Consider the following 11,102-nt stretch of genomic DNA (forward strand, 5'->3'; position numbering starts at 1 on the left):
TCAGTCCCGCCCGATCCGCTTGGCCTTGTCGGCGTCGAACCACCACGTCCCGGGGGCGCCGAGATCGTATTTCGGCGGCGTCGCCGGGCGGCCGTACACGTCCCAGAGGGCGAGGCGATGGGTCGAGGCGTACCACATCGGCACCCAGTAGCGCCCGGCCCGCAGGACCCGGTCCAGGGCCCGGCAGGCGGTGGTCAGGTCCGCCCGCGACGTCGCGTCGGCGACGGCGGTGAGCAGCGCGTCGATCGCCGGGCTCGCGATCCCCGACAGGTTGTTGGAGCCCGCGGTCCCGGCGGAGCGGGACCCGTAGGTCTCGCGCAGCTCCGCGCCGGGGGTGAGCCCGCTGCTGTAGCGGCGCGGCGTGACGTCGAAGTCGAAATCCTTCAGCCGCGCCTGGTACTGAGACGGGTCGACCGTGCGCAGGCTCGCCTTGATGCCGAGCAGCCCCAGGTTGCGGATGAAGGGCTGCGTGACCGCCTGGAAGACCGGATCCTCGTCGAGGAACTCGAGGGTCAGGGGCTGGCCGCCGGGCAGCAGCAGGTTGCCGCCCTGGCGGGTGCAGCCGGCCTCCCGCAGGAGCGCGTCGGCGCGCTTCAGCAGCGCCCGGTCCTGGCCCGACCCGTCGGAGACCGGCGGCGCCCAGGCCTCGCCGAACACCTCGGGCGGCAAGTCCTTGAACGGCTCCAGCAGGGCGAGCTCCTGGGCCGAGGGCTTGCCGGTCGCCTTGAGGTCGGAATTCTCGAAGAACGAGGCCGTGCGCGCGTAGGCGCCGTACATCAGGTTGCGGTTCGACCACTCGAAATCGAAGCACAGGCCGATCGCCTCGCGCACCCGCGGGTCGCGGAACGCGGCGCGGCGGGTGTTGATCCACCAGCCCTGCGTGCCGCTCGGCCGCGCGTCCGGCACCGTCTCGCGGACCACGCGGCCCTCGGTCATCGCCGGGAAGTCGTAGCCGGTCGCCCAGACCCGGGCGGTGAACTCCTCGCGGAACGTGAAGGCACCGCTCTTGAACGCCTCGAACGCCACGGTGCGGTCGCGGAAATACTCGTAGCGGATCGCGTCGAAGTTGTTCTGGCCGACATTCACCGGCAGCTCGGCGGCCCAGTAATCCGGGACGCGCTCCAGGCCGATGGACCGGCCCGGATCGACGGTGCCGACCCGGTAGGGACCGGAGCCGAGCGGCGCCTCCAGGGTCGAGGCCTCGAAGTCCCGGCCGGCGTAGTAGGCGGCGGAGAAGAGCGGCAGCTGCGCGACGAACAGCGGCAGGTCCCGGGCGCGGCCCGGCTCGAAGGTCACCACGAGCCGCCCGTCGCCCTCGGCCCGGGCGTCGGTCATGGGCCGGATCACCTCGGCGATCTCGGGGTGGCCCTTGTCGCGCAGGAGCTTGAGGCTGAAGGCCGCGTCCCGCGCGGTCAGCGGCGAGCCGTCGTGGAACCGCGCCTGCGGGCGCAGCGCGAAGGTGTAGGTCAGGCCGTCCGGGCTGACCGTGACGGCGCGCGCCACCAGCCCGTAGAGGGCGTCCGGCTCGTCGAGGGCGCGGACCATCAGGCTGTCGAAGGTCAGGGGCATGCCGGCGGCCCCGTCGCCGCGCAGCACGTAGACGTTGAGCGTGTTGAAGGTGTTGAGCGACTGGTTGCCGGTCGTCGCGGCGAGCTGCGCCGAGAAGCGCCCGCCGCGGGGCGCCATCGGGTTCACGTAGTCGAAATGCGCGAAGTCCGGGCCGTATTTGAGCTCGCCGAAGCTGGACAGGCCGTGGCGCTCCTGCGCGTCAACCGCCCGGGCGGGGCGCCACGGCGGCATCGCCGCGAGCGCGCCGGCCCCGAGGACCAGCCCGCGCCGGGTCGGCATCCCGGGACCGCCCGTCAACGGGGCGCCCCGGTCTTGGCGGCGAGCGTCTCGTCGTACCACCACGTCGTCGGGAAGCCGGAGCTGGCGTAGAGCGGCAGGATCGCCGGGTGGCCGAACCGGTTCCAGCGCAGCGTCCGCTGCTGGTCGGAGGACCATTGCGGGACGACGTAGTCGTGGGCGAGGAGCACCCGGTCGAGGGCGCGCGTCGCCGCGACCACGGTGTGGCGGTCCTTGGCGAAGATGACCTTCTCGATCAGGGCGTCGATGCCGGGATCCTTGATCCCGATCAGGTTGCGCGAGCCCGGCTTGTCGGCCGCCGCCGAGCCCCAGTACTCGCGCTGCTCGTTGCCCGGCGAGAGCGACTCGCCCCACGACGCCGTGGTGACGTCGAAGTCGAAGTTGCGGATGCGGTTCTGGTACTGCGCCTGGTCGATGACCCGCAGGGTGGCGTCGATGCCGATCAGCTTCAGCTGCGCCGAGAACGGCAGGATGACCCGCTCGAAGGTGTTCTGGAACTCCAGGAACTCGACGGTCAGCGGCTCGCCGGTCGCCTTGCTGACCATCTTGCCGCCGCGCAGCTCGTAGCCGGCCTCGCGCAGCAGGCCGACGGCCTCGCGCAGGTTCCTGCGCACCGCCTCGGGGCCGTCGTTGACAGGGTTGGCGTAGGGGGTGGTGAAGACCGAGGCCGGGACCTTGTCCCTGACGCTCTCGAGGATCGCCTTCTCCTCGCCCTCCGGCAGGCCGGAGGAGGCCAGCTCCGAGCCGAAGAAGTAGGAGTTGATGCGCTTGTACAGGCCGTAGAACAGCGCCTTGTTCATCTCCTCGTAGTTCATCGCGAGATTGAAGGCCCGGCGCACGCGCGGGTCCCTGAACTTGTCCCGGCGCGTGTTGAACGCGAAGGCCTGCATGATGCCCATGCCGCGCTCGGGGAACGCCTCCTTGATCAGGCGGCCCTCCTTCACGGCGGGGAAATCCTCGTAGGCGGTCGCCCAGTTCCGGGCGATGTTCTCGACCCGGAAATCGTAGAGATCGCCCTTCAGCGCCTCGACCAGCACGGTGCCGTCGCGGAAGTACTCGTAGCGCTCGGTGTCGAAGTTGTAGCGCCCGGCATTCACCGGCAGGTCCTTGCCCCAGTAATCGGGCACGCGGGTGTAGGTGGTGGTGCGGCCCGCCTCGAATTTCGCGAGCCGATAGGGGCCCGAGCCCAGCGGCGGCTCCAGGGTCGTCTCGGTGACGCTGCGCGCCTTGCCGTTGGAATCCTTGGCGGTCCACCAGTGCTTGGGCAGGACGCGCAGCTGCCCGATCACCTGCGGCAGCTCGCGGTTGCCGGTCTCCGTGAAGGTGAAGGTCACCTCGTGCGGCCCGGTCACCTCGGCCTTGGCCACCGTCTGGTAGTAGGCGGCGTAGAACGGGCTGTTGGCCTTCAGCACGTCGAAGGACCAGACCACGTCCTCGGGCGTGATCGGCTTGCCGTCGTGCCAGCGGGCGTTCTCGCGCAGCCGGTACGAGACGGAGCCGAGATCGGGGGCGATCCGCACCGCCTCGGCGAGCAGGCCGTAGGAGGTGAACGGCTCGTCCGACGACTCGGTCATCAGCGGATCGTAGATCTGCTGGATGCCGTTCTCGAGGTCGCCCTTCAGGCCGGCGACGACGATGTTGAAATTGTCGAACCCGCCCTGGGCCCCGAACCGGACCATGCCGCCCTTGGGGGCTGCCGGGTCGGCGTAGTCGAAATGCTTGAAGTCCGGGCCGTATTTCGGCTGGCCCATCAGCGTGATCGCGTGGGTCCACTGGCCGTTGGCGGCCGGCAGGGTGGCCGGCACGGTGGGCGGCGTCGACGGCATCGCGGCCGGTTCCTGCGCAAGGGCCGGGGCGAGCTGGAGGCAGGCGACGAGGAGTGTCGCGGCGAGGAGGCGTCCAGTCACGGTCTGCGCTGTCACGGGCAGGCTGTCTCCGTTGGTTCGAGCCCGCGCCGGACGCGGACTCTCTCGACATGTCAGGGGGTCATAGGACGCGGACCGCCGCCCGTCGACCATGCGGGAGCGCACAGGGCCGCGCGGGGCCGAAGGCGCGCCCAGCCGCAAGTCCGCGTCACGCCGCCCGCCCCCGCCGGCCCTCGACCAGCCACATGGCGAGAAGGGCGGCCGCCAGCGTGGCCAGCGCCGCGAGGCCGAGCGCCAGCGGGTAGACCTCGACGCCGCGGATGTTGGCGCTGTCGCTCGGCCGGAAGCCGATCCAGTCGCTGCCGGCGAGGCGGCCGCCGCGCACCAGCGCGAGGCGCGGCACCTGGATGCCGCCCGACTCGGCGACCCGGCGGACCGAGCCGCCCGACCCGTCGGCCGCGGCCTTCAGGCGCTCAGTGTCGCTGAACACGTCGGCGAGCTCGCGCGGGTTGGCCGGCCCGACGCTGACGAAGGCCACGAGGTTGCCCGACCGCAGGGTGTGCAGGCCCAGGGTCTCCGCGTCGAAGGTCGCGGTGAACAGGCCGGGCTCCTGGGGCTTGAGCGTCAGCGTCGTCACCTTGCCGGTGGGGCCCGTCACTGTGACCGGCTCGGCCTGGTCCGCCATCGTCTGGCGCTCGACCCGCACCTCGCGGCCGCGCCCGGTGGTCTGGGCGCGCAGCGCCTCCTCCTCCAGGGCCGGCTCCTTCATCAGCCAGTGGCCGAGGCGGCGCAGCAGGTCGAGATAGGGGCCGCCCTCCTGGTAGCCCCGCGCCCAGAGCCAGGCGTGGTCGGACAGGAGCAGGGCGACGCGGCCCTTGTCCTCGCGCGACAGCGCGAGCAGCGGCAGGCCCTCGGCCCCCGACAGGATCGGCTGGATCCCCGGCCGGGTCCGGGCCTCGACGATGCGCAGCCAGTCGCCCCAGGCGGGCGGGTTCGCGTCCGAGCCCGGCAGGGCGCGGGTCACCGGGTGGCGCTGGCCGACCTGCGTCGGCGTCGCCTTGTAGGGCTTCTCGACGACCCGGCCGTCGGGGTCGCCGGGCAGGATGCCGGCGAGCCGCGTGCGGGCGAGGCTGGCCGGTCCGGCGAATTCGGGGCCGGCGGCGATCAGCAGGGCGCCGCCCTCGCGGACGTAGCGGACGATGTTGTCGAAATAGGCCTGCGGCAGCACGCTCTGGTTGGCGTAGCGGTCGAAGATGATCAGGTCGAAGTCCTTGATCTTCTGGACGAACAGCTCGCGCGTCGGGAAGGCGATCAGGGAGAGTTCCGAGATCGGCGTGCCGTCCTGCTTCTCCGGCGGCCGCAGGATGGTGAAGTGGACGAGGTCGACGTTGGCGTCCGACTTCAGGAGGTTGCGCCACGTGCGCTCGCCCTGGTGCGGCTCGCCGGAGACGAGCAGCACCCGGAGCTTCTCGCGGATGCCCTCGATCGGCAGGACCGCCCGGTTGTTGACCGTGGTGAGCTCGCCCGGCAGCGGCTCGACCTCGATCTCCACCACGTTCGGGCCGCCGTGCTCGATGCGCAGGTTCAGAGCGAACGGCTTGTCGGTGGCGACGTCCCGCCGGCCGATCTCCTCGCCGTCGCGGCGCACCGTGACGACGGCGTGGCCGGTCCCGCCGCGCTCCATGACCTCGGCGCGGATCGTCAGGTCCTTGCCGACGATGCCGAAGCGCGGCGCCTCCAGGAGCTTGATCTGCCGGTCGCGCTCGTCCGGGTGACCGGTGACGAGGACGTGGAGCGGCGCCTTGATGCCGAGCTGGGCCAGGGAGGCGGGGACGTCGTGCACCACGCCGTCGGTGAGCATCACGATCCCGGCGAGGCGTTCCGGCGGCACGTCGGCGAGCGCCTGACTCAGGGCCGTGAACAGCTTGGTGCCGTCGTCGCCGTCCTTGGAATCCGGCACGTCGATGAAGCGCGGCTCGATGTCGGTGAGCGCGCCGAACCGGCGCTGCAGCTCGGCGCGGACCGCGTCGGTCATCTGCGGCCGGTCGCCGAGCTGCTGGGACCCGGACCGGTCGACCACGATGGCGGCCACGTCCTTCACGGGCTCCCGGTCCTCGCGCACCAGCGCGGGGTTGGTGAGCGCCGCCAGGACCAGGGCGAGGACGAGGACGCGCAGTAGCGCGGTGCGGCCCCGGGCCAGGACGGCGAACACCGCCAGGACGGCGACGATCGCTCCGAGGACGGCGATGGCCGGCCAGGGCAGGAGCGGGGTGAAGCTGAGGCTCAGCATGGGGCGGAGCGCTCCGGATCCGTGAGGCGGCGCCGCGCCTCATTCCATGAACCGCCACGCTCACGCGGCGGCGCGGGCAGGCGCGACGGGCTCCTTCTCCCGCGCGGGAGAGGGCTGGGGTGAGGGTCGGGAAGGTACAGGCTCGAGCACGCCGTCGATGTGCCGGCAGGGAGCGCCGCGTCCGGGGAGATCTGGCCCCTCACCGTGTCCCTCTCCCGCACGGGAGAGGGGACCCGCGCCCCGTCCTGCCGACGCGGCGCCGCGCGCGCGCTTCGAATCTGCAGGCATGCAGAGGAGGGAGGGAAGGCGGCCGCGCGCCGTGTGTCCGAACCCATCACTGCCCCAGCCGCTCCAGCAGCGCGGGCACGTGGACCTGGTCCGCCTTGTAGTTGCCGGTGAGCGTGTACATCACGATGTTCACGCCGCCGCGGAATGCCATCTCGCGCTGGCGCTGGTCGCCGCCCACGACCGGGTAGAGCGGCTCGCCCCGGCGCCCCACCGCCCAGGCGGCGGCGAGGTCGTTGCCGGTGATGATGATCGGGCTCACGCCGTCGCCGGCGCGGGCCGGGCGGCGCTCGGCGCCCTCGGCGGCGGGCGGCAGCGCCTCCACCCAGGTCTGGCCCGTGGCGTAGCGGCCGGGGAAGCTGTCCACGAGGTAGAAGGCCTTGGTCAGCACGTGGTCGAGGGGCACCGGCTCCAGTTCCGGCACCTCGAGCGTCGCCAGCATCTTCCGGAGATAGGCTCCTTCCGGGGTGGGCGGCCCGCCCGGCCGGGCGGTGAGCGCGTCGCGGGTGTCGAACAGGACCGTGCCGCCGTTGCGCATGAACGCGTCGATCTTGCGGATCGCGACGTCCGAGGGCTGCGGCCGGTTCGGGGCGATCGGCCAGTAGATCAGCGGGTAGAAGGCCAGCTCGTCCTTCGCCGGGTCGATCCCGGCCGGCTCGCCCGGCTCCAGCGCGGTGCGCGCGGCCAGCATCTGGGTCAGGCCGGTGAGGCCGGTGCGGCTCGCCTCGTCGACGGCGGCGTCGCCCGTGATCACGTAGGCGAGGCGCGTGACCAGCGCCGATTCGATGCCGTTCGGCCGGTTGGCCGGCGGCTCCTCCGCGCGGACCGGGCGCGCCGGCAGGGCGGCGAGCAGGACGAGGCCGGCGAGGGCCAGCACGGCCGGACGGCCGCGCAGGCGGGCCGCCAGACCGCCGCGGCGCAGGAAGCCGCCGAGCCACAGCCCCGCCAGGGTGTCGAGCGCCAGCAGCAGCAGCGCCAGGGTGAACAGGCTCGGCCGCAGGTCCAGGGTCTCGGCGCCGGCGAGGGATCCGAACCGGGCGCCCTCGAGCGCGGCGGTGTCGAGGGGCTTCAGCCGGTCATCCGGTTTCAGGGCGTTCACGCTGATGCCTCCGTCCGGCGGGCCGTAGAAGCCCGGCGGATGTTCGAGGTTCGCCCGGTCGGCGTAGTCGGCCGACACCGCTGTGGCCGAGGCCGGCGGCGAGCCCAGCGCGCCGAACCCGTCCAGAGTCACCCGCGGCGCGAGCACCGGGGGGGCGGCCCGGGTGGCATCGCCCTGGACCGGCGCGGAAGCGCCGGCCAGCGCCACGACGCGCCGGAGCATGTCGATGAACAGGCCGGACAGCGGGAGGTTCGACCACGTCGTGTCGGCGGTCACGTGGAACAGGACGATCGTGCCCTGGCCGCGCTTCTGCGCGGTGACGATCGGCGTGCCGTCCTGGAGCGACGCCCAGGTCCGGTTCGGCAGGTCGCCGTCCGGCTCGGCGAGGATCTGGCGGCGCACGCCGATATCGGCCGGCGGCGTCAGGCCCGCGAACGGGCTCTCGGGCGGGAACGGTGCCAGGGTCTTGGGGCTGTCCCAGGAGAGCGTGCCGCCGAGCGTCCGGCCGCCCCGGCGCAGCCGCACCGGCACCAGCGGATCGTTGCCGGCGGCGAGCCGCGGGCCGGCGAAGCGCAGCAGCATCCCGCCGTCCTTCACGAAGCTCTCGATCCGCGCGGTGGTCTTCTCGTCGAGCGCGCCGACATCGGCCAGCACGAGGACCGAGACCTGATTGTCGAGAAGCTGGTTGATCGAGTCCGCCGTGCCCTTGGCGCCCCGCGGCTCCTGCACGTCCGCGAAGGGCTGGAGCGCCCGCGACAGGTAGTAGGTCGGCGCCAGGAGCGGCTGCGCCTGGTCGAGGGTGCCGCCGAACACGAGTCCGACCCGGCGGCGCTTGCCGCGCTCGTCCTGCAGCACCACGGCGCCTGCCGAGCGCTCGCCCGCGATCTCCAGCCGGCTGATGCTGTTGCGCAGCTCCACCGGCATCTCGAAGGTCGCGTCCGCCTCGGTGGCGTCGGCCGCGAAGGCGAAGTCGCGCTCGGCGAGCGGCAGGCCCTTCTGGTCGAGCGCCCGGATCACGCCCGCGTCGCGCCCGTTCGGCGCCGCCCGCAGGGCGTGGGTCACGAGCTTGCCGGCGTTCTCGGTGGCGGTCAGGGCGAGGGCCGGCGGCCTGTCGGCCCGCAGCACCGTGAGGGCCGCGCCCCTGTCGCCCGCGAGGTCGGCCAGCCCCTTGGCGAAGCGCGTGTCGCTCGCGCCGGCGACGCCGTCGCTGATCCAGACGAGGCCGGCGCCCCGGTTCTTGTCGAGGAAGGTCTCGATCGTCGGGAGATGCGCGTCGCGGGCGGGGAGGATCGGCCGCGGCGCGAGCGCGCGCAGCCGCTCCAGGGCGGCGGCCGGCGTCTTCGCCTCGAAGGCCGCGGGGGCGTCGGCGAGGCCGATCACTGCGACGGGCCGTCCGTCGCGGGCGGCGCCCTCCACCGCGTCGGTGGCGACGCGCAGGCGGTCGCGCCAGTCGTGGGCGGCCGGGAAGCCGTTGTCGAGGAGCACGAGGAGCGCGCTGCGGCCGCCCCCGGCCCCCACGCCACCGGCGTTCCAGACCGGGCCGGCCACCGCGAGGATCAGGGCGGCGGCGATCAGGAGCCGGAGGATCAGCAGCCAGGGCGGCGTGCGCGCCGGGGTCTGCCGCTGCGGGATCAGGTCGGCGACGAGCTTCAGCGGCGGGAAGTTGATCCGGCGCGGGCGCGGCGGGGTCACCCGCAGCAGGAACCACAGGGCCGGCAGGCCGATCAGGGCGGCGAGCGCCAGCGGCGCCGCGAAGGTCAGACCCAGCATGGCGGCCTCACTCGGTGCCGCGGGCGGCGATGAGCGTGGCGAGCCGCAGGGCCGCCTCGCTCGCCGGCCGGTCCGTGCGGTGGATCGTCAGCGTCCAGCCCTGGCCGCGGGCGATGGACGCGAGGGCGGCCCGGTGCTCGGCGATCCGGGCCCGGTAGCGCGCGCCCCAGGCGTCGGCGTCGCCGATGTCGAGGCTGAGGCCGCCCTCGAGATCGTGCAGGACGGCCTGGCCGGTGAACGGGAAGGTCTCCTCGATCGGGTCCGCCACCATGAGGAGATGGCCGCGGCTGCCGCGGCCGGCGAGGCTCTGAATGGAGGCCGCGATCCGGTCGGGCTGGGTCAGGAAGTCGCCGATCAGCACCACCTCGTCGAAGCGGGCGGGGCTGGCCCGGGGCGGCAGGTCCTGGGTGAGGCCGGCCGTGTCGGCCACGAGCGCCTGGGCCAGGCGCTCGACGATCCCGCGGGAGGCGCTCGCGCGGGTCAGGCCGAGCAGGCCCACCCGCTCGCCGCCCTCCACGAAGGCGTCGGCCAGGGCGAGGCCTAGGATCAGCGCGCGCTCGATCTTCGGGGCCGAGGCGAGGTCCGAAACGAAGCCCATCGAGGCCGAGCGGTCGATCCACAGCCAGATGTTGTGGGCCGCCTCCCATTCGCGCTCGCGCACGTAGAGCCGGTCGTCGCGGGCCGAGCGGCGCCAGTCGACGCGGGCCGCGGCCTCGCCGGTGACGAAGGGGCGGAACTGCCAGAAGCTCTCGCCCGGCCCGGCGCGGCGGCGGCCGTGGAGGCCGTGGGCCAGCAGGCTCGACACGCGGCGCGCCTCCAGGACGAGGCGGGGCATCTTGTCGGAGAGGGCGGTCGCGCCCTCGCTCTCGCGCCGGCCGGGGGTGCGCCTGCCGGCGTCGAGGGCGTTCGTCGCGACCAAAGTCAGAGCTTCTCCGCGAGCTTGGCGATCAGGCCCTCGATGGTCTCGCCGTCGGCGCGGGCAGTGTAGCTCAGCGCCATCCGGTGCTTGAGCACCGGCTCGGCGAGCGCCTTCACGTCGGCCACCGACGGCGCGACCCGGCCCTCGATCAGCGCCCGGGCGCGGGCGGCGAGCGTCAGCGCCTGGCTGGCGCGGGGGCCGGGACCCCAGAGGAGCTTGTCCTTCACGATGGCGTCGCCGCTGTCCGGCCGGGCGGCGCGGACGAGGTCGAGGATCGCCTCGACCACGGCCTCGCCCACCGGCAGCCGGCGCACGAGGCGCTGGGCGGTGAGCAGCTGCTCGGTGGACATCACGGCCCGCGGGCGCGCCTCGTCCACGCCGGTGGTCTCGATCAGGATCCGCCGCTCGGCGGCGCGGTCGGGGTAGCCGACGTCGATCTCCAGGAGGAAGCGGTCGAGCTGCGCCTCGGGCAGGGGATAGGTGCCCTCCTGCTCGATCGGATTCTGGGTCGCCAGCACGTGGAACGGCCGCGGAAGGTCGTGGCGGGCGCCCGCCACCGAGACGTGGCCCTCCTGCATGGCCTGCAGCAGCGCCGACTGCGTGCGCGGGCTCGCCCGGTTGATCTCGTCGGCCATCAGGAGCTGGGTGAAGACCGGCCCCTGCACGAACCGGAAGGCCCGGCGGCGCTCGGCGTCCTCCTCTAGGATCTCGGTGCCGAGGATGTCGGAGGGCATCAGGTCTGGCGTGAACTGCACGCGCCGCGCGTCGAGGCCCAGCACCGTGCCCAGCGTCTCGACCAGCTTGGTCTTGGCGAGGCCCGGCAGGCCGACCAGCAGGCCGTGGCCGCCGGCCAGGATGGTCACGAGTGCGAGATCGACCACTTTCTCCTGGCCGAAGATCACCCCGTGGATCGCCTCCCGCGCCGCGCCGACATCGGCGAGGCAGCTCTCCGCCGTCGCCACGATGCCGTCGTCCAGGGTGGTGGCCGGGCTGATCCCCTGCGTCATG

6 protein-coding genes are annotated in these 11,102 nt (G+C 73.3%); all 6 read right to left on the bottom strand.

All coding sequences use genetic code 11. From position 1 onward, the window contains the following. The 6 genes from C4T42_RS07745 to C4T42_RS07770 all read right to left on the bottom strand — a co-directional run bounded on the left by C4T42_RS07745 (window position 1) and on the right by C4T42_RS07770 (window position 11,101). Window positions 1-1,848: an extracellular solute-binding protein gene (locus tag C4T42_RS07745; RefSeq protein WP_020092629.1), complete on the bottom strand. Its 1,848-nt coding sequence runs from the start codon at window positions 1,846-1,848 to the stop codon at window positions 1-3. 14 nt (window positions 1,849-1,862) lie between these two features. Then, window positions 1,863-3,788, bottom strand: coding sequence for an extracellular solute-binding protein (locus C4T42_RS07750; RefSeq protein WP_020092628.1), 1,926 nt, complete (start codon window positions 3,786-3,788; stop codon window positions 1,863-1,865). Window positions 3,789-3,939: 151 nt separating this feature from the next. Beyond that, the gene (locus C4T42_RS07755) at window positions 3,940-6,021 is read right to left on the bottom strand and encodes a membrane protein (protein WP_042671469.1); all 2,082 of its coding nucleotides are present in this window, start codon (window positions 6,019-6,021) and stop codon (window positions 3,940-3,942) included. Window positions 6,022-6,355: 334 nt separating this feature from the next. Next, window positions 6,356-9,175, bottom strand: a complete 2,820-nt coding sequence (locus C4T42_RS07760) for a DUF4159 domain-containing protein (protein WP_020092626.1) — start codon at window positions 9,173-9,175, stop codon at window positions 6,356-6,358. A 7-nt stretch (window positions 9,176-9,182) separates the two neighbouring features. Next, on the bottom strand, window positions 9,183-10,094 hold the full coding sequence (locus C4T42_RS07765; RefSeq protein WP_103984963.1) for a DUF58 domain-containing protein: 912 nt from the start codon (window positions 10,092-10,094) through the stop codon (window positions 9,183-9,185). A gap of 2 nt (window positions 10,095-10,096) precedes the next feature. Next, window positions 10,097-11,101, bottom strand: coding sequence for a MoxR family ATPase (locus C4T42_RS07770; RefSeq protein ID WP_026604846.1), 1,005 nt, complete (start codon window positions 11,099-11,101; stop codon window positions 10,097-10,099). Window position 11,102 lies beyond the last annotated feature (1 nt).

The organism is Methylobacterium sp. 190mf (assembly GCF_900107945.1).
Taxonomy (GTDB): domain Bacteria; phylum Pseudomonadota; class Alphaproteobacteria; order Rhizobiales; family Beijerinckiaceae; genus Methylobacterium.

What these genes read in the sequence shown, in the direction of transcription:
- C4T42_RS07760 (WP_020092626.1), bottom strand. Translation starts at nt 9,175, where the DNA reads ATGCTGGGTCTGACCTTCGCGGCGCCGCTGGCGCTCGCCGCCCTGATC.
- C4T42_RS07745 (WP_020092629.1), bottom strand. Translation starts at nt 1,848, where the DNA reads ATGCCGACCCGGCGCGGGCTGGTCCTCGGGGCCGGCGCGCTCGCGGCG.
- C4T42_RS07770 (WP_026604846.1), bottom strand. Translation starts at nt 11,101, where the DNA reads ATGACGCAGGGGATCAGCCCGGCCACCACCCTGGACGACGGCATCGTG.
- C4T42_RS07755 (WP_042671469.1), bottom strand. Translation starts at nt 6,021, where the DNA reads ATGCTGAGCCTCAGCTTCACCCCGCTCCTGCCCTGGCCGGCCATCGCC.